We start from the raw sequence: 23451 nt of genomic DNA, 5'->3' as shown, positions 1-23451 counted from the left end.
ATCCGCTGGTCACCGGCCCCGGACCGGGCCAGGGTGGTCGCGTGGACGACGAGATCACCGCGTACTACGACCGCGGACGGGAACAGGGCCGGCTGACGTCGGGCGCGGGACGCCTGGAGTTCTGGCGCACCACGGAACTGCTGGGCCGCTGGCTGCCCGCGGCGCCGGCGACGGTCCTGGACGTGGGCGGGGCCGCGGGCGTCCACGCCTTCCCCCTCGCGGAGCGGGGCTACGCGGTGCACCTGCTCGACCCGGTCGAACTGCACGTGGCGCAGGCCCGGGCGGTGGAGACCCCCGCGCCGCTGGCCTCCGTGCTGCGGGGTGACGCGCGCGCCCTGCCCTTCCCCGACGGCAGCGCCGACGTCGTCCTGCTGCTCGGGCCGCTCTACCACCTGGTCGAGGCCGCGGATCGCGCGCTCGCCCTGCGGGAGGCGTTCCGGGTGCTGCGTCCCGGCGGGGTCGTGGTCGCGGCGGCCATCAGCCGCTGGGGTTCCGCGCTGGACGGCGTGCTCCGAGGCTGGATCGCGGACGAGCAGTTCGCGGCGGTGGTCGAGGAGGACCTGCGGACCGGTCGGCACCGCAACGACTCCCGCCGCGAACGGTGGTTCACGACCGCCTACTTCCACCGCCCCGAGGAACTCGCGGCGGAACTGTCGACCGCGGGTTTCACGGTCGACGGTCCCGTCGCGGTCGAGGGGTTGGCCGGTCTGGCCGACGCCCACCTCGGGGAACTCCTGGACGACCCGGTCAGCCGCGAACGCCTGCTCGGCCTCGTCCGCGCGACCGAACGCGAACCCGCGCTCCTCGGGGTCGCGGGGCACCTGCTGGCGCGGGGATCCCGGCCGTGACCTCGGGGGTCCCCGCGGGCGCCTCCGTCGAGGAGCGCAGACTCGTCTCGCGGAAGAAGAACGCGATGACCAGGGCCAGCACGGCGAACGGGGTCGCGGCGAGGAAAACGTCCGCCACGCCGGCGCCGTAGGCCGCCGCGACGATCCCGCGGACGGGTTCGGGCAAGGTGTGGACGTTCGGGACGCCACCCCCGCCGAGCGCGGAGGCCTCGATCCCCGCGGAGCGCAGGCCGGCCATCAGGTGGGTGGAGACCCGGTGCGCGAGAACGGCTCCGAGCGCGGAGACGCCGATCGCGCCCCCCAGGGTGCGGGTGAAGGCGATGAACGAACTCGCCGCCCCGAGGTCCTCCCGCGCCACGACGTTCTGCACGGCCAGGACGAGGTTCTGCATCATCATCCCGACGCCGGCGCCGAGGAGGAACATCGGGACCGCGACGAGGACGTAGGCGGTGTCCGCCGCGATGGTCGTCATCAGCGCGAGACCGGCGCTGAGCAGGACCCCACCGGCGACGATCCAGCCCTTCCAGCGTCCGGTCCGGGTGATGGACCGGCCGGCGACCGTCGAGGCCAGGGTGAGGCCGAGGATCATCGGCAGGGTGGAGAGGCCGGCCATCGTGGGCGACTGCAGCCGGGCGGACTGGAAGTACTGCGACAGGAACACCGTGCCGCCGAACATCGCGATGCCGACGAACAGGCTCGCGACGGCGGAGAGCACGACGGTGGGTTCGCGGAAGAACCGCAGCGGGATGATCGGTTCGACCGCGCGGGACTCCACGAGGACGGTCAGGCCGAGCAGGGCGATCCCGCCGCCGACGAGGGCGGCGGTCTGCCAGGAGGCCCAGTCGAACTGCTGACCGGCCAGTGAGACCCAGACGAGCAGGGCCGACACCCCACCGGCCAGCAGCAGCGCCCCGGCGTAGTCGATGTGGACCTCGCGCTTCACGGTGGGCAGGTCGAGGGTGCGACCGAGGACGAAGAACGCGAGCACGGCGAACGGGACCCCGACGAAGAAGCACCAGTGCCAGGACAGGTGCTCGGTGAGGGCGCCCCCGACGAGCGGGCCCCCCACGGTGCCCAGCGCGAACGTCGCCCCGAGGTAGCCGGAGTAGCGACCGCGTTCGCGCGGCGCGATCATCGAGGCCATGATCACCTGCGCCAGCGCGGTGAGACCGCCGGCGCCCAGCCCCTGGACGACCCGCATGGCGATGAGCATCCCCATGCTCTGCGACAACCCCGCGACCGCCGAGGCCACCACGAAGAGGACCAGCGCGGACTGCACCAGGACCTTCTTGTCGAAGAGGTCGGAGAGCTTCCCCCACACGGGGGTGGAGATCGTCGTCGCGAGCAGCGAGGCGACCACGACCCAGGTGTACCCGGACTCGCTGCCGTGGAGGTCGGCCACGATGGTGGGCAGGGCGTTCGAGACGACCGTGGAGGAGAGGATCGCGACGAACATGCCGAGCAGGAGGCCGGAGAGGGCCTCCATGATCTGGCGGTGCGTCATGGGCGCCGGAGGAGCGGATGGTTGCTGCACACACCTTGTTTCGGTTCGTTCCGGCAACCGCTTGAGACCTCCGTCCGGGTGACGCCCGGAAGTCGGTCGCCGCGGCGGCGACCCCGTCACTACCATCGGAGGTGATGGACACCGAGCCCCCCGTGCTGTCCCGCCGCGGCGAGACGATCACCCTGGACCCCGACACCGCGGGTGACGTCCACCGGCACAGCGCCTTCAGCGTCTGGGACGACGTCGACGGGGTTCCCGCGGGCGTCGACCCCGGCACCCAGCTGCACGCGGGCAGCGAGCCCGTCCCGGTGCGCCGCAGCGACCTCGACGACGTCGCCCGCGCCGAGACCGAGGCCCTCGTCTCCCTGGGCGGCGCGGTGGACCAGGCGTGCCTCACCCACCTGCTCTCCCTGGTGGCCGTCGAGGACGTCACCGCGGACGCGCTGGCCGGGTGGCTGGTCGCGGCGACGGCGTCCGTGACCGAGGCGGTCGCCCCGACCTGCACCCCCAACGCCTACCTCGACACGCTGCTGCGGCGCCACGCCCGCCTCGGCGCCAGCGGTGGCGGTCTGGCCCGGCGCCGCTTCGTCGACGCCGAGTGGTGCGAGGCGGACGTGCTGCTCATGAGCCGCCGCGAGACGCCGTTGCACGCCGTGGTCGCGGAGGAGCACCTCGCCGCCCTGCGCGGCTACCTCGAGGTCACCCTGACCTCGATCGACTTCGGTCCGGAGGAGTTCCTGCAGGCCCGGGCCGTCTTCAGCTACTCCCCGCGGATCAGCCTGCACCCGGGCGCGATCCGGATCGCGCGCGTGCAGGTCTGAGGGTTCACGAGGTCGGGACGCGCGGGCCGGGCTCGGTGTCCGGGCCGAGGTGGGCGAGCAGGTCACCGTCGCCGAGGTAGCGCGCCGCGACCTCGTCCAGGCTCAACTGCCGCAACGACCCCGGGTCGGCGAGTTCCGCCCACGTGCGGGGTGCGGCCGCGCAGGGTCGTTCGCGCCCCCGCGGGGAGTACGGGGCGACCGTGGTCTTGGCGGAGTTGTTCTGGCTCCAGTCCAGCAGGACCCTGCCGCCGCGCAGCACCTTCGTCATGCGCGAGACGACGAGTTCCGGTCGGTCCCGTTCCATCTCCTGGGCCAGCCGGTGGGCGTAGGAGCGCAGGACGTCGGCGTCCTGGATCCCCGAGACCTTCGCGTACAGCTGCATCCCCTTCGACCCCGAGGTCACGGGGTGGCACTCCAGCCCGTCGGCGTCGAGGCGTTCGCGGACGGCGAGCGCCACCTCGGCGCACTCCGCCAGACCCGTCCCCTCCCCCGGGTCGAGGTCGATGACGAGGCGGTCGGGGTGGTGCACCCCGCCGCGCGGCCCGACGCGCCACTGCGGGACGTGCAGTTCGAGGGCGGCGAGGTTCACCAGCCACACCAGCCCGGCGAGGTCGTCGATCAACGGGTAGCGGACGCGTTCGCGGTCCTTGGTACTGCCGGGGGCGTCGAGTTCCACCGTCCGCACCCACTCCGGCAGGCCGCGCGGGACGTTCTTCTCGAAGAACGAGTTCTTCCCGACCCCGTCCGGCCAGCGCTTCCGGGTCAGCGGCCGGTCCGCGAGCTGCGCCAGCAGGGCCGGGGCCACGGAACTCACGTAGGCGAGGAGCTTGGCCTTGGTCGTTCCCGTGGAGGGGTAGAGGACCTTCTCCAACCTCCGCAGCCGGAGGTGGCGTCCCTCGACGTCGACGACGGTCTCGTCGTGCCCCCCGGACGTGCCCGTCACCGTTCCTCCCGGACGTCGGACGGTTCGAGGTCGCTGCGCACCCCGCGCAGGGTGGGCTGGCGCAGCCTCCCGCCGGTGGTCGCCCCGAGGTGGCGCACCTCGACGACGACGACGGGCGCGGTGAAGTGCGCGCCCACGGAATCGGGACGCGGGACGTCGACGACGGGTCGCGGGAGCTCGTGCCCGGCGAGCGCCCCCAGCAACTCCTCCTCCATGCCCGCCCCGAGTCCGCTGCCGGCCCGTCCGACGTAGCGGAGCGCCCCGTCGGCCCCGGGGACGGCGAGGAGCAGGCCGCCCATCCGGGAACCCGCCCCCTCGACGGGTCGCCACCCGACGACGAGGCAGGCCTGGTGCCGGCGGTGGGCGTGCTTCACCCAGTCGGGACTGCGTCGCCCCGGTTGGTAGGGGGAGGTCCGGCGCTTCGCGACGATCCCCTCCAGCCCCTGTTCCCGGGTCGCGGTCAGCAGCGAGGCCGCGTCGGGGTAGACGGGCGACACCTGCCACGCGCTGCCGGAGGGTTGCAGCCGGTCGAGGGACTCGCGCCGTTCCTGCCACGGGCGGTCGAGGAGTTCGACGCCGTACAGCCGCAGGACGTCGAAGGCCATGAGCGTCACCGGGGTGCGCCGGGCGGCGATCGTCGCCGACCGCGCGTCGCGGACGTGCATCCGGTCGGCGAGCGCCGAGAACGAGGGCAGACCGTCCTCGAGGGCGACGACCTCGCCGTCGAGGTGGACGTCGGCGTGCGCCTCGGCGAGCGCGGTGAGTTCGGGGAAGGTGGCCGAGACGTCGCGGCCGGTGCGCGAGCGCAGCAGGACGCTCCCCTCGTGGACGTCGGCGAGGATCCGCATGCCGTCCCACTTCACCTCGTAGGCCCAGCGGTCGGCGTCGGTGGGCACGCGCGAGGCCGCGGCCGCGGTCGCGAGCATGGGCAACACGGTCACACTCTGTCGCCGACCGGCGACCGGGGCCACCGGACCCGGGCGACCGCTCGTAGCGGCGTCCCCCGATTGTTGGTTAGCCTGTCCTCACACGACGTGGGGAGTTCGAGGGATGAGCACGGTGACCGGCACGGCCGAACGGACGACGCAGACCCAGCTGAGGCGGGCGTCGTACGCGCTGTTCCGCGTCCGGGTCTCGCGCGTCGAGCGCCTCGGGGAGAGCTTCGTGCGCCTCACCATGACGTCGCCCGACCTCGGGGACTTCGGCGCCGGCGGGTACGACCAGCGCTTCAAGGTGCTGCTGCTCAAGCAGCCGTTCGAGGCCTACGACCTCCCGGCCGAGGACTGGTACACGTGGTGGCGCGGGCTCGACGACGACGTGCGCCCGGTGATGCGGACCTACACCGTGCGCGCGTACCGCCCCGCGAGCGTCGACGCGCAGGCCGAGATCGACGTCGACTTCGTGCTGCACGGCGTGCGAGACGGGCACGCCGGACCGGCGTCGGCGTGGGCGGCAGCCGCGACGGTGGGCAGCGAGGTCGTCCTCGTCGGACCGAGCAGCCCCGGGACCGGGCGCATGTGGGGAGTGGAGTGGGCCCCGCCCGCCGAGGCCCGCACGCTGCTGCTGGCCGGGGACGAGACGGCCGTTCCCGCGGTCTCGGCGATCCTGGAACGACTGCCCGTGGGCGTGAAGGCGACGGTGGTGCTCGAGGTGCCGCGCGGGGGCGACCTGCTGGACCTGCGCTCCCCCGCCGACCTCACCGTCGAGTGGCTGCCGCGCAACGGTTCCCACGCCGTGGGCGAACTGCTGCAGGCCCGGGTCGAGGCGCTCGCGTCGGCGTTGGTCGACGAGGCGTCGCGGGCGAGCGCGGAGGACTTCACCGAGGTCGGGCTCGAGGGGGACGACATCCTCTGGGACGTGCCCGAGAACGCCGAGGCCGTGGGCCCGGAGTGCCTCTACGCGTGGTTGGCTGGAGAGGCGGGCGTGGTCCGGACGTTGCGACGTCACCTCGTCCGCGACGTGGGGGTGCCGCGGACCTCCGTGGCCTTCATGGGCTACTGGCGCGAGGGTCGCGCCGAGTCGGACTGACCGGTGGGAGACGACGTGCGCAACCCCTTCAGGCGCGAGAAGACCGGTGGCCGCGGGCAGCGGTTGGCCGTGGTCCAGCGCACCGAGCAGCTGGCCCCGCACATGGTGCGGGTCGTCTTCGGTGGCGAGGACCTCTCCGACTTCACCGTCGAGCACGCCGATTCCTACGTGAAGCTGCTCTTCCCGGTCGAGGGCGTCGTCTACGACGAACCGTTCGACGTCGCGAGGATCCGCGAGGAGCGACCCCGGACCGAGTGGCCCGTGCAGCGGACGTACTCGGTCCGCTCCGTCGTGGACGGCGAAGTGACGATCGACTTCGTCGTGCACGGGGACGAGGGGTTCGCCGGGCCGTGGGCGGCGGGGGCGCAGCCGGGCGACGAGTTGTGGATCACGGGACCGGGCGGGGCGTACACCCCGTCGGCCGACGCCGCGTGGCACCTGCTGGTCGGCGACGCGAGCGCCCTGCCCGCCATCTCCGCTTCGCTGGAACGCGTTCCCGCCGGCGCCACCGCGGTAGCCGTCGTCGAGGTGCACGGCCCCGCGGAGGAGCTCGCGCTGACCTCGCCGGGGGACCTGCGGCTGCACTGGGTGCACCGGGAGGAACCCGACCCGGAGGCCCTCGTCGCGTTCCTGCGCTCCCTCGACCTGCCGACCGGTGTGCCGCAGGCGTTCCTGCACGGGGAGGCCGACAGCGTGCGCGCCGTCCGCCGCTGGGCCCGCGCCGACCTCGGGGTCACCCGGGAACTGCTGTCGGCGTCCGGCTACTGGCGACGCGGGCGCACCGAGGAGGGCTGGCGCTCCGAGAAGCGCGACTGGGCCGCCGCGGCCGACTCCGACGACGCGACCGCCGGGGTCTGATCCCCTGGCGGGCCCGATCACCCCCGTCGTGGGTGGTCGGGCACGTCGAGGTCCAGGAACTGCTCGACGTGGATCCGGGCGAGGACGAACCGCACGAACGGCGGCATGCCCGCACGTCCCGGGTCGTGCACGATCCGGGGGTTGCTCAGTTCCAGCGTCCGGCCCCCGTGGCGCACGGAACACCCACCGGCTGCGAGGACGTTCTTCACCCAGTCGGTCCCCGGGCCGTAGGTGAGGGCCAGTCTGACCCCGCCGCGGACCACGAAGACGTTCACCGGGATCGTGAACTCCCGCCCCGACCTCCGCCCCCGGTGGGTGAGCAACCCCAGGCCCGGCGCGAGGGGCGCCACCCTGCGCATCACGCGGTTCAGCACGAGTCGGTTGGCCCGGGCGAGGGCCTTCGGCAGCGGCACCGTCGCCTCCCGGGAGTGGGCCGTTCGCGTCCGTCGGGTCGAACCTAGGCGCCCGGAGCGGCCACGGTCCACTCCTCGACCAGCGCACGACCCCCCGCCCGGTCTTGGAGTGACGGCGGGGTCGTGGCTGCGTGGGACATGGACAGCGCGAGCAGTCGAGGACCGAACTCGGGCGCGCGTTGAAGCCACCCAACCTTTCACGTCCACCGCGGATGCGCTGATTTACGTACTATCCTTGCGTATCCAGGGTGGACGGGAAAGGATGAATCCGTGGCCGGCACGCACGAGACGCACTGGGAAGGCCAGCCCGACGCGGCCAGCCGCATCGGCCGCAAGGGCGGGCCCTACCGCGTCTACACCCCAGACCGGCTCACGAGCCGCCCCCTCATCCTCGACCCCGACGTCGATGCCCTCGCCGCCCGCACCGAGACCAGCGTGCGCCGCCTCGTGGACCACCCCGGCTCTCGCGGACTGGAAGGACTCTCCCGATTCCTCCTGCGCTCCGAAGCCATCGCCTCCTCCCGCATCGAAGGCCTGGAAGTCTCCCCCCAGCAGGTCGGCATCGCCGAACTCTTCTCCAGCGAGGGCCTGCACCGCAAAGCATCAGCGACTGCGCGACGCGTCGCCGCGAACATCACGGCCGTGCAGCAAGCCGCCACGACCGTCGCGGGCATGGACTCCATCACCCTCGACGCCCTCGAAGCCGTCCAGCGCACCCTGCTCGACGGCGAACCCGAGGCCCACGGCGTACGCCGGACCCAGAACTGGATCGGCGGCAACGGTTACAACCCCGTCGCCGCCGACTTCGTACCGCCCGTCCCGGACGACGTGCCCGACCTCATGCAGGACCTGATCACCTACCTCAACGGCGGCACCCACGCGCCCCTCGTCCAGGCCGGCATCGCCCACGCCCAGTTCGAGACGATCCATCCCTTCCCCGACGGCAACGGCCGCGTCGGGCGCGCCGTCATCCACGCCGTCCTCGTACGCCGCGGCCTCACCCGAACCGCCGTCCTGCCCATCAGCCAGGTCCTCTTCACCCGCTCCCGGGACTACGTACGAGCCCTCACCGCCTACCGCTACGACGGCGCCCCCACCAGCCCCCAGGCGTCCGAGGGCGTCTCGCAGTGGCTGCGCACCTTCCTCACCGCCACCCAGACCGCCGTCGAGCAGGCCGCCACCTTCGCCGCCGAGCTGGAGAACCTGCGCACCGAGTGGACCACCGCGCTCGCAGCCCACCGCTCCCGCAAGGGCCTGCGTCCTCAACCTCGCGCCGGCTCCGCCGCCGCGAACATCCTGCTGGGCTTGCAGGAGACCCCCGTGCTCACCACGACCACCGTGATGGACACCTACGGCGCCTCAGCGCCAGCAGCACGGGACGCTCTCGACGAACTCACCGAGGCGGGCATCCTGACCCGGAAGAAGTACGATCAGAAGACCAACTACTACCTGGCGTTGGACGTCTTCGACCTCATCACCAGCGTCGAGCGTCAGCTCGCGAGCACCCAGTGGGACACCTCCCAGCAACGGCCCTCACGCCCAGTGCCCTACCGCCCCCGATCCTGAGCGACGGGGGCCTGCGGAGCCCACCCCGTCAGTGCCGCTCGGCGACCTGAGCACCTCCCGTCGGCGCGGTGGCTGCACTCCGCCGGGAACCCCGTCGTCGGGATGACCCTCGGATCGCCTGCGGCGCAGACGTTCACGACGACAGGGTGCAGTCCTGGTCCGCGACCCACGACCTCGTGACCGACGCTGATCGCCCCGGGCGTGGCCCGATCAGCACGGGGTCCCCGCTGTTCCGCGCGGCGACGGGTTCGCCGAGCCCGCCTGAGCCAGCAGCGCGTCGCAGACGGCGATCAACCGGACCCGCAACGGGTCGGCCCGCTCGGCGAACTCCCGCTGGGCGCGGACGTAGGTCGCCTTGCCCTCGGGGGTCTCGATCGCCACGGGTTCGTGGCCCATCGAGGTGACGTCGTAGGGCGAGGCCCGCATGTCGAGGATCCGGACGTCCCGGGCGAGTTCGAAGCAGTCGAGCAGCAACTCCCCCGGGACCGCGGGCGAGAGCTTCATGGCCCAGCGGTAGCAGTCCATCGTGGCGTGCAGGCAGCCCGGCTGTTCCTGCGCGGCCTGGTCGACCCGCGTCGGCTGCAGTTCGTTGAGCGGGACGGCGCTCGGGGTGAAGAACCGGAAGGCGTCGTGGTGGCTGCAGCGGATCTTGTGCGACTCGACGACGTCGTCGGTGCCGGCGTGGCCGAGACGCAGCGGCAGGCCGGCGTGACGGACCTGCTCGGGGCGGGTCCGGTGGACCATGGCCCACTCGTGGAGCCCGAAGCAGGCGAGCATCGGCGCCCGGCCCCGGGTCGCGGCCAGGACGTCGCGGGCCAGCCGGATCGTCGCGGAGCGGGCCGAGGCCAGTCCGGGCCCGTCGACGGCCACCCCGGTACCGGAGCGGACGTAGTTGGCCCAGTCCGCGCGCTCCTCGGCGTCCTCGAGGACGACCCCCACCCCGGGGTGCCAGCGGGCCAGCTTGCCTGGCGCCCAGTTGTAGTAGGTGAAGAGGAAGTCCTCGACCGGGTGCTTCTCCCCCCGGCCGCGCCGCTCCACCGCGGCAGCGGTCAACCGGTGCGCGCGCTGCGCGTGGGCGGCCTCGCGGGAACGCCACTGCGGCGACGGCAGAGTGGTCACCGATGGATCCCGTGCGGTGTCGTGGTCATCCCCGTACGGTGGGATTCCGGTCGTCTGAGGGGGTACGCCATGGCCCGCGCCATCTGGAAGGGCGCCGTGTCCTTCGGTCTGGTCAACGTGCCCGTGCGGCTCTACGCCGCCACCGGCGAACACGACATCCACTTCCACCAGGTCCACCGTAGCGATGGTGGTCGGATCCGGATGAAGCGGACGTGCTCCGTCTGTGGCGAGGAGGTCGCCTACGACGAGGTCGCGAAGGGCTACGAGAGCCCCGACGGCAAGCTCGTGGTCCTCAGCGACGACGACTTCAGCGACCTCCCGGTGGCCAGCGGGCACGAGATCGACGTCCTCCAGTTCGTCCCGGCCGACCAGGTCGACCCCATCCTGCTGTCGAAGCCGTACTACCTCGAACCCGAGTCGCGGGCGGCGAAGCCGTACGCGCTGCTGCGCGAGGCGCTCGCCGAGACCGACCGGATGGCGGTCGTGAAGATCGCGTTGCGCCAGCGCGAGTCCGTCGCCGTGCTGCGCGTGCGCGACAAGGCCATCGTGCTGCAGACCCTGCTCTGGCCGGACGAGGTCCGCGCCGCCGACTTCGAGGTGCTCGAGACGGACGTCGAGCTGCGCCCGCAGGAACTGAAGATGGCCGCCTCCCTGGTCGAGTCGCTCGCGGGCGACTTCCACCCCGAGGAGTTCGAGGACGACTACGCGGCGGCCGTGAAGACGCTCATCGACGCCCGCCTCGAGAACGCCGACGCCGCACCGTCCGCGGCGGCCGGGGAGGGCTCCGACGCGTCCGGGACGGGCGGCCCGCGCGGTGGCGAGGTCGTCGACCTGCTGACCGCCCTGCAGCGCAGCGTCGAACGCGCCCGTGGTGGGCCGTCGAAGGACGCGCCCGCCGAGGCCGAGGACGCGGCTCCCGCCGAGGAGACGAAGAAGGCCGCACCCGCGAAGAAGGCGGCCGCCGAGAAGACGTCGGCGAAGAAGACGGCCGCGAAGAAGACGGCCGCGAAGAAGACCACGGCGAAGAAGACGAGCGGGGCGGCCAAGAAGACCACCGGCGCGAGGAAGTCGGCCTGACCCCACCGGGGGTCGAGGGCTGAGCGGCCGGATACTTGCCTGAGGCTCTCGACCTCCACCGCCCGTCGGCGGGGTCGACCGACGGAAGGACCGGCCGCGCCCCCGCATGACCTCCTCGACGACGCAACCTCCCGTGGTCCGGCGCAACCTGGTCGTGGCCGCCATGCTCTCGGCGACCCTCATGGCCACGATCGACGCCTCCATCGTCAACGTCGCGCTGCCGACCCTGGCCCGTGATCTCGACGCCTCGGCGTCCGACACCGTCTGGGTGACGACGGCGTTCCTGCTGGCGGCGGCCTGCTGCATCCCGGCCACCGCGGCCCTCGGTGACCGGATCGGGCGGCGGCGGCTCTTCCTCGTCGGGCTGCCCGTCTTCGCCGTGGCCTCCATCGCCTGCGCGGCGGCCCCCACCCTCGGCCTGCTCGTCGCCGCCCGGGTCGTGCAGGGCATCGGGTCCTCGCTCATCCTCGCGGTGCCGATCCCGACCTACCGCCACGTGTTCCCGCCGGAACGGCTCGGGAGCGTGCTCGGCCTCAACGCGATGACCGTGGCCCTGGGGACCTCCGCCGGCCCGACGCTGGGGGGCCTGCTCCTGAGCGTCGCGCCCTGGCCGTGGCTGTTCCTCGTGAACGTCCCCATCGCCGCCGTGTCGTTCGTGCTGGGCCTGCGCCACCTGCCCCGCGTCCCGGCCCGGCCCGGCCGCTTCGACGCCTCCGGGTCCGTGCTGATCGCCGCGGCGATCTCCTGCTTCCTGCTCGGCATCCGCGGGGTGGGAGCGACCTCGACGTTGCCGCTGTCCGTGGCGCTGCTCGTGCTCACCGTCGTGCTGATCGGGTTCTTCGTCCGGCACGAGGCGCGGAGCGCGAACCCGGTCATCCCGCTGGGGTTGTTCACCCGGCCGTTCTCGCTGGCGGTGCTGACAGCCGCGTGCTCGTTCTTCGGGCAGGGCACCGCCTTCGTGGCGCTGCCGTTCCTGTTCCAGGAGTCCTTCGGGGACAGCGCGTTGCGCTCCGCGCTGCTGTTCACGCCCTGGCCCCTGGTCATCGTGGTGGTGGCCCCGTTGTCCGGGCGGGCGGCGGACCGGGTCTCCCCGCGCCTGCTGGCCCTGATCGGCCTCGTCGTCCTCGCCGGCGGGTTGCTCTCCCTCGCCCTGCTGCCCGACGGCGCGTCGACGGTGGACATCCTGGTCCGCACCGGGGTGTGCGGTCTGGGTTTCGCGGTGTTCCAGTCGCCGAACAACCGGGACATGATGGCCGCCGCCCCGTTGCGCCTCGCCGGCTCGGCCGCGGGGGTGCTGAACCTGAACCGCACGGTGTCGCAGTCGACGGGTTCGGGCGCGGTCGGCGTCCTGTTCGTGATCGCCGGGGTCGCGACCGGGTCGGCCGCCGCCCACACCCACGCCGTCTCCCTCGTGCTCACCGTCGGGGCGGCCGTCACCGCCGTCGGGGCCGTGCTGGCGGCGGTGCGACTGCGGGGCGCGTGACGCTCAGGAGTCGATCGAGACGTCCCCGAGTGGTCTGCTGCAGCAGATGAGCACCTTCCCGGCCGCGATCTCCCGGGGCCGGATGCCGCCGTTGTGCTGCATGTCGACGTCGCCGGAGAGCAGGACCGTCTTGCACGTCCCGCACATCCCCTGGCTGCAAGAACTCGGCGGCGACATCCCGGCCCGGAACGCGGCGTCGAGGATGAACTCGTCGGGGCCGCAGGGGAAGCTCCGCCCGGACTTCGCCATTCGGACGGTGAAGGCGGTGGCCGCCGGCTCGTCGTCCGGGGTGGGCTGGAAGTCGCCGATGTCACCGACGCCCTCGGCGACGGACTCCACGAACGCCGACGGCGCGAGGGACTCGAAGACGAAGGTCTCCTCGTGGTGGTGGGTCATGTCGAAACCGCGCTCGCGCAGGGCCTCGCGCACGGTGGCCATGTAGCCCTCCGGGCCGCACACGAAGACCTCGCGCTCGGCCAGGTCGGGGGCGATCTCCTCGAGCAGGGCCGCGTCGAGGTGGCCGCGGTGCCCGTGCCAGTCCTGGCCCGGGGAGTCCTCGCTGCAGACCTGGACGACGTTGACGGCGGGGAACTGGGTGGGCATCCCCCACTGCTCGGAGCGGAAGACGATGTCGGCGGGGGTCCGCGCCGAGTGCACGAAGAGCACGTCGACGTCGGAGCCCAGGTCGACGAGCGTGCGGACCATGGACATCACGGGGGTGATGCCGGACCCCGCCGACAGGAACAGGTACTTCGTCCGCGGGTGCCGGACGACGCTGAACACCCCCAGCGGCGGCGCCGCCATCACGCGGGTGCCCGGGACCATCGTGTCGTGCAGGAAGTTCGACACCAGACCGCCCGGCTTCCGCTTGACCGTGATGGCGAGGCGGTGCGGACGGGTGGGGGGCGAGGAGATCGTGTACGACCGCTCGACCCGCCGGCCGTCGACGTCGAGGTGCAGGGTGACGAACTGCCCCGGGTCGAAGTGGAAGACGTGTCCGCCGGCCGACTCGAACCAGAACGTCTTGACGTCGTGGGTGATGTCGCGGACCCCGAGGCAGACGAGTTCGCCGAGGTCCTCCTCGTCACCCCACACCCCGACCTGCCCGGGGTGGGCGACGACGCCGAGGGGGTCGGTGACGGTCATGCGATCTGCTCGCGCAGCCGCGTGACGTACCAGTTCACGAACGCCTCGACGTCGTCCTCGACCATCGAGTACGGCCCCGGGACGTACCCGGGGTTCGCGCAGCCGCGCTGGGTGTTCGCGACGAGAGCGCGGTCCTGGTCGTTCGTCGCCCGCCACACCGACGTCAGCGCGTCGAGGTCGTAGTCGACCCCCTCGACGGCGTCCGGGTGCACCAGCCACGTCGTGCGCAGGACGCTGGTCCCCGTCGAGGTCGGCAGCACCGAGAACACGACGGCGTGGTCGGAGAGCAGGTGGAACCACGAGTTCGGCTGCATGTGCAGCGAGAGGTCGCCGAAGGCCGCGTCCTGGACGGAGCCCATGAGCTTCGTGCACACCGCGGCCCCGTTCGGCGCGAACGACTTCCCCTCGCCGTCGAGCGGCAGGTGCGAGAGCTGGAACCCGACGACGCGGGTGTCGAGTTCGCGGTGGTCGGTCAACGGAAGGCCGTGCGCGGCCCGGACCTTCTCCAGCGCCTCGGCGGCCGCGGTGTAGCGGTCGAAGATCGGCTTCAGCCGCGGGGTGATGTCCTCGGGGTCGTAGGCGAACAGCGGGAAGTAGGCGGTGATGAGTTCCGGGTGCCCGTCGCAGTGGTAGCACTCGCGGTTGTTCTCCATCACCAGCTTCCAGTTGCCGGCCTCCTCCAGGTCGTAGGTGACGACGACCTTCGCCCGGTCCAGTTCGTAGGGTGCGAGGTGGGGTTCGAGGATCTCGGCGACGGCGTCGAAGTCCTCCGGAGCCTCGTCGGCGAGGCAGACGAACACCAGCCCGGACACGTTCCGGACGTGGACGGACCGCAACGAGAAGCAGCTCTTGTCGAACGTCGCCGGCTGGGACTCGGCGAACATGAGCTTCCCGTCGACCCCGTACGTCCAGCGGTGGTACGGGCAGACGATGTTGCCGACCGCTCCCTGGCGTTCCTCGAGCAGCCGTGAACCGCGGTGCCGGCAGACGTTGTGGAAGGCCCGGACCTGCTCGTCGTCGTCGCGCACGACGATGACCGAGTACGCGCCGACCTCGACCGTGACGTAGTCGCCCGGTTCGGGGAGCTCGGCCGCGGCCGCCACGAAGATCCAGTTCTTCGCGAAGATCACGTCCAGGTCCCGCCGGTACACCTCGTCGGAGGTGTAGAACGGGGCCTCGAGGCTCTGACCCGGCACGCGGCGGGTGACGAGGTCGTCGATCGCCTCCGCGGGCGCGGCGACGACGGTCTGAGCGGTCATGCGGCTCTCCCTCTCGGGGTTCGGTGCGCCTCGTGCCTGTCGTGAACGGTGTTCCGCACTGCGGAACGGTGCCCCATCGCGCAACAAGTCTGGGATGGCGGGAACCGCGTGTCAAGCACGCCCGGCGCGCCGCGCCGCAGGTCCCGAAGCCAGGGGCGGCAACGGGTTTCGACGAAACACGGCCGTAACCCGCACGGCGGGTGGGTAGGGTCTGCGGGTGCCTCCCCGCAACGGCCCCCGTGACTCCACCGTGCAGTCCGTCGACCGGGCCGTCTCCCTGCTGCAGGCCCTCGCCCGGCGGGGCGCCGCCGGGGTGACGGAACTCTCGAGCGACGTCGGCGTGCACAAGTCGACGGTCTTCCGGTTGCTGTCCACGCTGGAGGCCCGCGGCCTGGTCGAGCAGGACGGCGACCGCGGCCGGTACCGCCTGGGCCAGACCGTCCGCTGGCTCGCCGCGGGCGCCGTCGGCGGGATCGACGTCGCGGCCTCGGCCCGTCCCCTCGCCCAGGAACTGGCGGCGACGGTGGGCGAGACCGTGAACGTCGTCGTGAGCGACGGTCTGGAGGTCACCACCGTGGACCAGGCCGCGGGCGGGTCCATCGTGAGCAGTTCGGACTGGGTGGGCCGACGGGGCCCCCTGCACGCCACCGCCGCCGGCAAGGTGTTCCTCGCCGCCATGACCCCGGAGGAGCTGGAGGTCGCCCTGCGCCGCGGGCTCCCCCGATTCACCGAGGCCACCGTCACCGCCCCCTCCGCCCTGCGCGCGCAACTGGACGAGGTCCGCACCCGCGGGTGGGCCAGCGTGGTCGAGGAGCACGAACTCGGGCTCGTGGTGATCGCCGCCCCCCTGCGCAACGCCGACGACGCCGTCGTGGGCGCCCTCACCGTCGGCGGCCCCAGCTACCGCGTGAACCCCGACACGCTGCCGGGGTTCCGCGCGCCGCTGCTCGACGCCGCCGCCCGGATCTCCTGGCGGCTCGGCCACCTGAAACCGGGCTGACCCCCGTCCCGACGGGGACGGGGGTCGGTCCGCTCACTCCCCGGCGGGGACCTCGACCACCTTCCGGTCGACACCGTTGAGGTGCACCGCGGTGTCCGGGACCCGCAGCGTCGGGCCGGAGACCGGTCGCATCATCCCGTCGCTGCGGATGTCCTTCACCACGGCCACGCACATGAACACCATGACGACGAGGAACGGTGTCGCCGCGATGATCGTGACGTTCTGCAGCGCCTGCAGCCCACCCGCGTAGAGCAGGACGATCGCCACCACACCGGTCAGCGCGCCCCACATCGCGGTGAGCCACCGGCGGGGTTCGTCGTCGCCGAAGCTGGAGAGCGAGGCCATGACGATGCTCGCCGCGTCGGCCCCGGAGACGAAGAAGATCGCCACCAGCACCACGACCAGGATCGAGGTCGCCGTGGCCAGCGGGAACTGCTGGAGCAGCGCGAACATCTGGGTCTCCTGCGAGTCGCCGGCGAGGACGTCCAGCGCCCCGGTCAGCTGCTCGTGGATGGCCGTGCCGCCGAACACCGAGAACCAGATCAGGCTGACCAGGGTCGGGATGAGCATGACGCCGACGACGAACTCACGGATCGTGCGGCCGCGGGAGATCTTGGCCAGGAACGCCCCGACGAAGGGCGTCCACGAGATCCACCAGGCCCAGTAGAAGATCGTCCAGCCGGACAGCCAGTCGCCGCCGCCGTAGGCGCCGGTGCGCACCGACATCGCCGGCAGTGCGGCGAGGTAGTCGCCGGCCGCGTTGGGCATGAGGTTGAGGATGAACACCGTCGGTCCGACGACGAACAGGAACAGCAGGAGCAGCCCGGCGAGCACCATGTTGGTGTTCGAGAGGATCTTGACGCCCTTCTCGATGCCGCTGATGGCGCTGATGACGAAGCAGACGGTCAGGACGACGATGATGCCGACCTGCCAGCTCGTCCCGCTGCCGGCACCGAAGACCTCGGAGAGACCGCCGTTGATCTGGGCCGCCCCCAGGCCGAGGCTGACCGCGGACCCGAAGATCGTCGCGAAGATCGCCAGGACGTCGATGGCCCGGGCCGCGCCCTTGGCCCGCGGACCGCGCAGCAGGGGCGCGAACACGGCCGAGAAGCCACCGGTCCGGCCCTTGCGGTAGCTGGAGTACGCCAGGGCCAGGCCGACGACGGCGTAGATGGCCCACGGGTGCAGACCCCAGTGGAAGAGCGTGTAGCTCATCGCCGTGTCGGCGGCCGCGTTCGTACCGGCCGCGACGCCGGCCTCGGGCGGGGTCATGAGGTGGGTCACCGGTTCGGTGACGCCGTAGAACATGAGGCCGATGCCCATCCCGGCGGAGAACATCATCGCGATCCACGAGGCGCGCGAGTGCTCGGGACGCTCGTCGTCGCGGCCGAGGCGGATCCTGCCGACCTTGCTGAACGCCAGGACCAGCGCGAACACCACGAAGCCGGTGGCGCCGATCACGAAGGCCCAGCCGAGGTTGGTGGTGATCCAGCTCAGGACCGCGCCGCTGCCGGAGGCGAGCTGTTCGGGGACGACGACGCCGATCACCAGCAGGATCGCCAGCACGGCCAGTGAGACGAGCAGGACGGGCTTGTCGAGGGGGAGCTTGGCGTGCTTCTCGCTGACCCCTGGGTCGATCGCCATGCCGGGTCCTCTCCGGAGGGGGTGCGGGCACCCGTGGGTGGGAGTGGAGCCTTCGCAGCCTAGGACCGCTGTTGCGCGATGAGCAACAGGTTCACGAGAACGGAACATCGATCCAACACCCTCGAAACACGGGACGCACGTCCACTACCGTCGCGACCATGACGAAGGACGCAGCGCAGCAGACGGTCGTCACCCGTGAGGTCGCCGCGGACGCGGGAACGGTGTTCGCCCTGCTCGCCGACCCGCGCCGCCACCCCGAGATCGACGGCTCGGACACCGTGCGGGCGGCGGCGGGGACCTCCGTGCTCACCGGCACCGGTCAGGTGTTCGTGATGTCCATGGACCAGACCGCCCTCGGGCACCCCGAGGTGTCGGACTACGAGACCGAGAACCTCGTCGTCGAGTTCGTCCCGGACGCGCTGCTGACCTGGGAGACCGCCCGCCCCGGGAAGCACCCGACCGGGTTGTGGTGGAGCTGGGCCCTGGAACCCCTCGGCCCCGGCCGGGTCCGGGTGACGCACACCTACGACTGGTCGCGGGTCACCGATCCGGCCCTCCTGGCCCGGATCAGCTTCCCGCGGATCCCCGAGGACGCGCTGCGCCGCACCCTCGACCGTCTCGCCGCCGCGGTGGAGACACCGGGGGTCAGCGGGCGGCCCTGAGCAGGTCGGCGCACTTCTCGCCGATGGCCATCGTCGTGATGTTCGGGTTGACGGCCGGCAGGAACGGCATGATCGACCCGTCGGCGATCCGCAGACCCCGCACCCCGCGCACCCGCAGTTCCGGGTCGCAGACCGCCATCGGGTCGGAGTCCGGGCCCATCTTCGCGCTCGCGCTGGGGTGGTAGACGGTGTTGTGGGTCTTCTTCACGTAGTCGGCGATCTCGTCGTCGGTCACCACGTCCCGGCCCGGGGCGAGTTCCGCCCCGGCCCACCCGGCCATCTCGGCCTGCGCGACGATCCTCCGGGCCAGCCGGATCCCGGCGGTCATGACGGCGAGGTCGTGCCCCTCGGGATCGGTGAAGTACCGGGGGTCGACCCGGGCCCGGTCCCGGAAGTCGCGCGAACGCAACCGCACCGTCCCCCGGGACCGGCCCTGGGTGACGTTCGGGGTGAGGCAGAACCCGTTGTCCGTGGTGGGGTATCCCCACCGCACGGTGTTCATGTCGAAGGGCACCGAGCCGTAGTGCATCATCAGGTCCGGGACCCCGGCCGCCGGGTCGGCCAGCCCGGTCGTCGCGAAGAGCCCGATCTCCCACCACTGCGACGAGCTCGTCACCATGGGCTGCAGCGCGTCCCAGAAGACCAGACCCTCGACGTGGTCGTCGAGGTTCTCCCCCACCCCCGGGGAGTCGACGAGGACGTCGAGACCGAACTCCTTCAGCTGCGCCGCGGGCCCGATGCCGGAGAGCATGAGCAGTTTCGGGGTGTCGATCGACCCCGCCGAGAGCACGACCTCGCGCCGCGCCCTGACCGTGCCGTGGTGGACGAGGTCGGGGGCGAGGAACTGCACCCCGCTCGCCCGCGGGGCCCCGTCCTCGCCGGGTTCGACGACGACCTTCTCCACCCAGTACCCGGTCTTCACGGTGAGGTTGGGCCGCGACGCCATGACCGGGTGCAGGTAGGCGTGCGAGGAGGACATGCGCGAGCCGTCCTCCCCGGAGTTGATCTGGAACCAGCCCGCTCCCTGGCGCACGGTCTCGCCCCGGTTGAACTGCACCGTCGGCAACCCCGCCGCGGCGGCGGCCTCGAGCAGGGCGACGCCGCACGGGTCGAGCGGCGGGACGTCCCGGAGCCGGACGGGACCGTCAGTGCCGTGGTGCGGCCCGGCGGCGGCGTTGTTCTCCAGCCGGCGGACCAGCGGCAGGACGTCGGCGGCCCCCCACCCGGTGCAGCCGAGGGCCTCCCAGGCGTCCAGACCCTCCGCCGGGGGGTGGAAGGCGATGCAGGAGTTGTGCGAGGAGCATCCCCCGAGGACCTTCGCCCGGGCGTGGCGCAGGAAGCTGTTGCCGTTCTCCTGCGGTTCGACGGGGTAGTCCCAGTCGTAGCCGGAGTCCAGCAGGTGCATCCAGTCCGCCAGCACGAGGATGTTGGGGTCGTCCACGTCGCTCGGGCCGGCCTCGAGGACGCAGACGGTGACGTCGGGGTCCTCCGAGAGCCGGGCGGCGACGACGCACCCGGCCGTCCCCCCACCGGCGACGACGTAGTCGAACTCGCCCAGGTCGCTGAACTCGCTCACTGCATCCCTTCCTTCGTCGCGGGCTCCACGGGAAGCGCGACCTCGCTCGCGTGGCTGGCGAGGACCCCGGAGTGGTGCCGCAACCGCAACCGGTAGTAGAGGACACCGCCGCCCAGGACGACGGCGATGAACAGCAGCGCGCCCCACTTGAGGTACCAGTGGAACGGTGCCGCGGGGTTGTAGACCTCCCCGCGCGGCCACAGCAGGTTGACCATCATGCCCAGGCCCCAGAGGACGGCGACGACGTTGACCGGCAGACCCCACCTCCCCAGCGAGAACGGGGCCTTCGACCCGTCCGGCATGGGCACGGGCCAGCGGCCCTGCAACCGCGCGACCAGCAGCGGGATCGTCACCAGCAGGTAGGCCAGGTAGATCATGCCGACCGCGAGGCTGGTGAGGACCAGGAAGATCTGCGGCTGACCGACGTTCACGACGAGGATCACGATGGCGATGACCCCGACGACGACGGCCGGCACGACGGGGGTCTTGTACCGCGGGCTGATCCGGGCGAGCTTCTCCCCCGCCGGCAGGTTGTTGTCGCGGGCCATCGCGAACATCATCCGGATGGTGGCGGTGTGCACGGCGAGGGAGCAGACCAGGACGGCGATGACGACGCAGACCAGGAACGGCTTGCCGAAACCGGACCCCACGGTCGCCAGCACCAGGTGCTGCAACCCGCCCGTCGCGGACGCGAGTTCCGGGTCGTCGACGTCGGGGACGGCCATGAGGCCCAGCAGCAGGATCAACCCGCCGAGCACGAACGAGGCGACGACCGCGCGCAGCACGGCCTTGGGGGCGGTGCGCCGCGGGTCCTTGGTCTCCTCGCCCAGCGAACTGGCGGTGTCGAACCCGTACATCACGTACCCCGACGCCAGTGCCGCCACCAGGAACGCGCCGAAGTAGCCGCCGCTGTGGTCGACGCCGACGCCGCGGGTCTCCAGTACGACGCCGGGACCGCGGGTCACGTGGACGGCCAGCAGGACGATGATGACGACGGCTGCGATGAGTTCGAGGAACACCCCGGTCGAGTTGATGCGCGACATCAGCTTGACGCCGAAGGCGTTGACCATCGTCGTGAACACGACGACGATCCCCCCGAGGACGACGGCGTTCAGCGCGTAGTCCGTCGGGTCCGAACCGTCCCCGAAGAACTGGAAGCCCGACCACAACTGCGGCAGCGTCAGCTGCACCGCGAGGACGACGGCGGCGAGGGTCACGATCGAGGCGACGAGCATCGTCCAGCCCGCGGCCCAGGCGACGGTCGGCGACGCGAGGCGCTTCGTCCAGTTGTAGAGCGAACCCGCGACGCTGTAGCGGCTGGAGAGTTCGGCGAAGCACAGCGCCACCATGAGCTGACCGACGAAGACGATGGGCCAGGACCACAGGTACCTCGGCCCGGCGGTGCCGAACCCGAAGTAGAAGAGCTGGAACGTGCCCGTGAGGATCGAGATGTAGCTGACGCCCGCGGCGAAGCTGGCGAAGGAACCGATGCTGCGTTCGAGCCCGGGTTTGTACCCGTACTCGTCGAGACCGTGCGAATCCGTCGTGCTGCTGGTTGCCCCACTCGTCGTCATCGTGTCTCCGTGTGCTCGAAGGTCAGGAAGCCGTGAACCAACCCGGGGCTGCGGGTCGCGTGTTGCGCCACACGTGCTTGCTCTCGCGGTACTCCGCCAGGCCGGACGGCCCGAGCTCCCGGCCGTTGCCGGACATGCGCTGGCCGCCCCACTCGGCCTGCGGGACGTAGGGACCGAAGTCGTTGATCCAGACGGTGCCGTGCTTGAGGGCGGCCGCCACCCGGTCACCGCGGTCGGCGTCGAGGGTCTGCACCGCGCCGGCGAGACCGTAGGTGGTGTCGTTGCCCAGCGCGACCGCCTCGGCCTCGGTGCGGAACCTCTCCACGGTGAGGATCGGACCGAACGTCTCCTCCTGCACGATCCGCATCGAGCGGTCGCACCCGTCGAACACCGTCGGTTCGTAGAAGAAACCCCGCTGCAGGTCCGGGTCGTCCGGGCGCCGGCCGCCGGTCAGGAGCGTCGCGCCCTCCTCCAGGCCCAGCGCGACGTAGGCCTCCACCTTCTCCCGGTGCTGGGCCGAGACCAGCGGTCCGCTCTCGACCCCGTCGACCAGGCCGCTGCCGAAGCGGATGCGCCGGGCCCGTTCGACGACCCCCGCGACGAGGTCGTCGGCGATCGACTCCTCGACGATCAGCCGGGTCCCCGAGGAGCAGACCTGCCCGGAGTGCAGGAACACCCCGGTCAGGACGGTGTCGACCGCGACCTCGAGGTCGACGTCGGCGAAGACGATGTTCGGGTTCTTGCCGCCGAGTTCGACGGTCACGCGCTTCACGGTGTCGGCGGCGGCCTTGAGGATCCCGCGACCGGTCGCGAGCCCGCCGGTGAAGGAGACGAGGTCGACGGCGGGGTGGCTGGTCAGCGTGGGCCCCACCGCCGCGCCGCCACCCAGGACCAGGTTCACGACCCCGTCGGGAACCCCCGCCTCGGCGAGCAGCTTCACCAGGTGGATCGTGCTCAGCGGGGTGACCTCGCTGGGTTTGAGGACCACCGTGTTGCCCGCCACGAGCGCCGGGGCGACCTTCCACGACATCTGCAGCAACGGGTAGTTCCAGGGCGCGATGAGGCTGCAGACGCCGACGGGGTGGTGCACGACCCGGCTGAGGACGTCGTCGCGGCCCGTGTCGACCGTGCGGTCGACCTCGACGAGGGCTTCCCGGGCGTAGTACCGGAACACCGCGGTCACGTCGTCGACGTCGATGCGGGCCTCGGCCAGCGTCTTGCCGGTGTCCAGGGTCTCGGTGCGCGCGATCTCCTCGCGGTCGCGCTGCAGCAGGTCCGCGGTGCGCTCCAGCAGGGCCGCGCGCTCGGCGACGGGCGTCGAGGGCCAGGTGCCCTCGTCGAAGGCGGCCCGGGCCGCGAGGACGGCGGCCTCCGCGTCGGCAGCGCCGGCTTCGTCCACGACGGTGAAGGTCCGGCCGTCGTAGGGGTTGACGACCTCGCGCGTCTCCCCGGCCAGGGCCGAGCGCCACTCACCGGCGACGAAGAGTTCAGGCACTGGGTCCTCCTCAGGTGTGGGGTGGGCGTCCGGGTGGGACCATCCCAGCTGGAAGTGATCGCGTGCAAGGAGGAACACCAGATGTCTGCTGGAACCCGGGTGGTGGCCTGCCCGTTGGCCGCCCTGCCCCCCGGTGAGGTGGTGCGGCTCGACCGCCCCGAACTCACCGCGCCCGTCTCGGTCTTCAACGTCGACGGCGAACTCTTCGCCATCGACGACACCTGCACCCACGCCGACGAGTCCCTGGCCGAGGGCTGGGTGGAGGACTGCGCGGTGGAGTGCCCCCGGCACGCCTCGGCCTTCGACCTGCGGACCGGTGTGCCGTGGAGCCCTCCCGCCCTCACCCCGGTGCGGACGCACCTCGTCGAGGTCGTCGACGGGGAGGTCGTGGTCGAGGTCGGGACGCCGCGTCCGAACTGACGGGTTCTGACTGAC

General features: G+C 71.9%; 21 protein-coding genes. 10 read left to right on the top strand and 11 right to left on the bottom strand.

Translation table 11 applies throughout. From position 1 onward, the window contains the following. The first annotated feature begins 41 nt into the window (after positions 1-41). Complete coding sequence (locus tag AC0I8G_RS14965) at positions 42-848, top strand: class I SAM-dependent methyltransferase (protein ID WP_471730617.1); 807 nt, start codon at positions 42-44, stop codon at positions 846-848. Here AC0I8G_RS14965 and AC0I8G_RS14960 read toward each other — a convergent pair. After that, positions 748-2352: an MDR family MFS transporter gene (locus AC0I8G_RS14960; protein WP_471730616.1), complete on the bottom strand. Its 1605-nt coding sequence runs from the start codon at positions 2350-2352 to the stop codon at positions 748-750. The two genes, AC0I8G_RS14965 and AC0I8G_RS14960, sit on opposite strands and share 101 nt — an antisense overlap. Before the next feature lie 134 nt (positions 2353-2486). Between AC0I8G_RS14960 and AC0I8G_RS14955 the strand changes: the two genes are divergently transcribed. Beyond that, positions 2487-3173, top strand: coding sequence for a hypothetical protein (locus AC0I8G_RS14955; protein WP_380260495.1), 687 nt, complete (start codon positions 2487-2489; stop codon positions 3171-3173). A 4-nt stretch (positions 3174-3177) separates the two neighbouring features. On the opposite strand, the gene ligD (AC0I8G_RS14950) is transcribed toward AC0I8G_RS14955, so the two are convergent. Both ligD (AC0I8G_RS14950) and ligD (AC0I8G_RS14945) read right to left on the bottom strand, forming a co-directional pair. Further along, complete coding sequence (ligD, locus tag AC0I8G_RS14950) at positions 3178-4116, bottom strand: non-homologous end-joining DNA ligase (RefSeq protein ID WP_471730615.1); 939 nt, start codon at positions 4114-4116, stop codon at positions 3178-3180. After that, positions 4113-5042 carry a non-homologous end-joining DNA ligase gene (gene ligD, locus AC0I8G_RS14945; protein ID WP_471730614.1) on the bottom strand — a complete coding sequence of 310 codons (930 nt, stop codon included), beginning with the start codon at positions 5040-5042 and terminating at the stop codon, positions 4113-4115. Before ligD (AC0I8G_RS14945) ends, ligD (AC0I8G_RS14950) begins: the two co-directional genes overlap by 4 nt. A gap of 124 nt (positions 5043-5166) precedes the next feature. Between ligD (AC0I8G_RS14945) and AC0I8G_RS14940 the strand changes: the two genes are divergently transcribed. Continuing rightward, positions 5167-6144, top strand: coding sequence for a siderophore-interacting protein (locus AC0I8G_RS14940; protein WP_471730613.1), 978 nt, complete (start codon positions 5167-5169; stop codon positions 6142-6144). A 15-nt stretch (positions 6145-6159) separates the two neighbouring features. Beyond that, positions 6160-7002 (top strand): siderophore-interacting protein, encoded by an 843-nt coding sequence (locus AC0I8G_RS14935; protein ID WP_471730612.1) that lies wholly within the window; start codon positions 6160-6162, stop codon positions 7000-7002. 17 nt (positions 7003-7019) lie between these two features. Here AC0I8G_RS14935 and AC0I8G_RS14930 read toward each other — a convergent pair whose 3' ends face one another. Continuing rightward, positions 7020-7415: a nitroreductase family deazaflavin-dependent oxidoreductase gene (locus AC0I8G_RS14930; protein WP_471730611.1), complete on the bottom strand. Its 396-nt coding sequence runs from the start codon at positions 7413-7415 to the stop codon at positions 7020-7022. A gap of 270 nt (positions 7416-7685) precedes the next feature. Between AC0I8G_RS14930 and AC0I8G_RS14925 the strand changes: the two genes are divergently transcribed. Further along, positions 7686-8981 (top strand): Fic family protein, encoded by a 1296-nt coding sequence (locus AC0I8G_RS14925; protein WP_471730610.1) that lies wholly within the window; start codon positions 7686-7688, stop codon positions 8979-8981. Between the two features lie 210 nt (positions 8982-9191). Here the strand turns inward: AC0I8G_RS14925 and AC0I8G_RS14920 are convergent, their stop codons facing one another. Then, positions 9192-10100, bottom strand: a complete 909-nt coding sequence (locus AC0I8G_RS14920) for a 3-methyladenine DNA glycosylase (RefSeq protein WP_471730609.1) — start codon at positions 10098-10100, stop codon at positions 9192-9194. A gap of 69 nt (positions 10101-10169) precedes the next feature. On the opposite strand from AC0I8G_RS14920, the gene ku reads away from it, so the two are divergent. Both ku and AC0I8G_RS14910 read left to right on the top strand, forming a co-directional pair. Next, positions 10170-11177, top strand: a complete 1008-nt coding sequence (ku, locus tag AC0I8G_RS14915; protein WP_471730608.1) for a non-homologous end joining protein Ku — start codon at positions 10170-10172, stop codon at positions 11175-11177. Between the two features lie 133 nt (positions 11178-11310). Next, positions 11311-12660 carry an MFS transporter gene (locus AC0I8G_RS14910; protein ID WP_471730607.1) on the top strand — a complete coding sequence of 450 codons (1350 nt, stop codon included), beginning with the start codon at positions 11311-11313 and terminating at the stop codon, positions 12658-12660. A gap of 3 nt (positions 12661-12663) precedes the next feature. On the opposite strand, the gene AC0I8G_RS14905 is transcribed toward AC0I8G_RS14910, so the two are convergent. Together AC0I8G_RS14905 and AC0I8G_RS14900 are read right to left on the bottom strand one after the other, a co-directional pair. Further along, complete coding sequence (locus AC0I8G_RS14905; protein WP_471730606.1) at positions 12664-13806, bottom strand: FAD-binding oxidoreductase; 1143 nt, start codon at positions 13804-13806, stop codon at positions 12664-12666. Then, positions 13803-15065, bottom strand: coding sequence for an aromatic ring-hydroxylating oxygenase subunit alpha (locus AC0I8G_RS14900; RefSeq protein WP_471730605.1), 1263 nt, complete (start codon positions 15063-15065; stop codon positions 13803-13805). Before AC0I8G_RS14900 ends, AC0I8G_RS14905 begins: the two co-directional genes overlap by 4 nt. Positions 15066-15282: 217 nt before the next feature. On the opposite strand from AC0I8G_RS14900, the gene AC0I8G_RS14895 reads away from it, so the two are divergent. Further along, a complete protein-coding gene (locus tag AC0I8G_RS14895; RefSeq protein ID WP_471730604.1) occupies positions 15283-16065 on the top strand; it encodes an IclR family transcriptional regulator in 783 nt (260 codons plus the stop codon). A gap of 33 nt (positions 16066-16098) precedes the next feature. Here the strand turns inward: AC0I8G_RS14895 and AC0I8G_RS14890 are convergent, their stop codons facing one another. Next, positions 16099-17709: a BCCT family transporter gene (locus AC0I8G_RS14890; protein WP_471730603.1), complete on the bottom strand. Its 1611-nt coding sequence runs from the start codon at positions 17707-17709 to the stop codon at positions 16099-16101. Positions 17710-17867: 158 nt separating this feature from the next. Between AC0I8G_RS14890 and AC0I8G_RS14885 the strand changes: the two genes are divergently transcribed. Continuing rightward, a complete protein-coding gene (locus AC0I8G_RS14885) occupies positions 17868-18371 on the top strand; it encodes an SRPBCC family protein (protein ID WP_471730602.1) in 504 nt (167 codons plus the stop codon). On the opposite strand, the gene AC0I8G_RS14880 is transcribed toward AC0I8G_RS14885, so the two are convergent. From AC0I8G_RS14880 to AC0I8G_RS14870, 3 genes are read right to left on the bottom strand one after another with little or no spacing between them, the layout of a single operon-like run. After that, positions 18355-19947: a GMC family oxidoreductase gene (locus AC0I8G_RS14880; RefSeq protein WP_471730601.1), complete on the bottom strand. Its 1593-nt coding sequence runs from the start codon at positions 19945-19947 to the stop codon at positions 18355-18357. The two genes, AC0I8G_RS14885 and AC0I8G_RS14880, sit on opposite strands and share 17 nt — an antisense overlap. Beyond that, a complete protein-coding gene (locus AC0I8G_RS14875) occupies positions 19944-21521 on the bottom strand; it encodes an APC family permease (protein WP_471730600.1) in 1578 nt (525 codons plus the stop codon). The genes AC0I8G_RS14880 and AC0I8G_RS14875 overlap by 4 nt, the downstream gene beginning before the upstream one ends. A 22-nt stretch (positions 21522-21543) precedes the next feature. Next, positions 21544-23016: an aldehyde dehydrogenase family protein gene (locus AC0I8G_RS14870; RefSeq protein ID WP_471730599.1), complete on the bottom strand. Its 1473-nt coding sequence runs from the start codon at positions 23014-23016 to the stop codon at positions 21544-21546. Between the two features lie 81 nt (positions 23017-23097). Between AC0I8G_RS14870 and AC0I8G_RS14865 the strand changes: the two genes are divergently transcribed. Beyond that, on the top strand, positions 23098-23436 hold the full coding sequence (locus AC0I8G_RS14865) for a bifunctional 3-phenylpropionate/cinnamic acid dioxygenase ferredoxin subunit (protein ID WP_328293162.1): 339 nt from the start codon (positions 23098-23100) through the stop codon (positions 23434-23436). Positions 23437-23451: the final 15 nt, after the last annotated feature.

The sequence above is a fragment of the Kineococcus sp. AC630 genome, assembly GCF_979255925.1.
The sequence above is the reverse complement of the archived record's forward strand: the minus strand, read 5'-3'. Positions and strand labels throughout refer to the sequence as shown.

What these genes read in the sequence shown, in the direction of transcription:
- AC0I8G_RS14885 (WP_471730602.1), top strand. Translation starts at nt 17,868, where the DNA reads ATGACGAAGGACGCAGCGCAGCAGACGGTCGTCACCCGTGAGGTCGCC.
- ligD (WP_471730614.1), bottom strand. Translation starts at nt 5,042, where the DNA reads ATGCTCGCGACCGCGGCCGCGGCCTCGCGCGTGCCCACCGACGCCGAC.
- ku (WP_471730608.1), top strand. Translation starts at nt 10,170, where the DNA reads ATGGCCCGCGCCATCTGGAAGGGCGCCGTGTCCTTCGGTCTGGTCAAC.
- AC0I8G_RS14955 (WP_380260495.1), top strand. Translation starts at nt 2,487, where the DNA reads ATGGACACCGAGCCCCCCGTGCTGTCCCGCCGCGGCGAGACGATCACC.
- AC0I8G_RS14940 (WP_471730613.1), top strand. Translation starts at nt 5,167, where the DNA reads ATGAGCACGGTGACCGGCACGGCCGAACGGACGACGCAGACCCAGCTG.
- AC0I8G_RS14890 (WP_471730603.1), bottom strand. Translation starts at nt 17,709, where the DNA reads ATGGCGATCGACCCAGGGGTCAGCGAGAAGCACGCCAAGCTCCCCCTC.
- AC0I8G_RS14960 (WP_471730616.1), bottom strand. Translation starts at nt 2,352, where the DNA reads ATGACGCACCGCCAGATCATGGAGGCCCTCTCCGGCCTCCTGCTCGGC.
- AC0I8G_RS14900 (WP_471730605.1), bottom strand. Translation starts at nt 15,065, where the DNA reads ATGACCGCTCAGACCGTCGTCGCCGCGCCCGCGGAGGCGATCGACGAC.
- AC0I8G_RS14865 (WP_328293162.1), top strand. Translation starts at nt 23,098, where the DNA reads ATGTCTGCTGGAACCCGGGTGGTGGCCTGCCCGTTGGCCGCCCTGCCC.
- AC0I8G_RS14875 (WP_471730600.1), bottom strand. Translation starts at nt 21,521, where the DNA reads ATGACGACGAGTGGGGCAACCAGCAGCACGACGGATTCGCACGGTCTC.
- AC0I8G_RS14905 (WP_471730606.1), bottom strand. Translation starts at nt 13,806, where the DNA reads ATGACCGTCACCGACCCCCTCGGCGTCGTCGCCCACCCCGGGCAGGTC.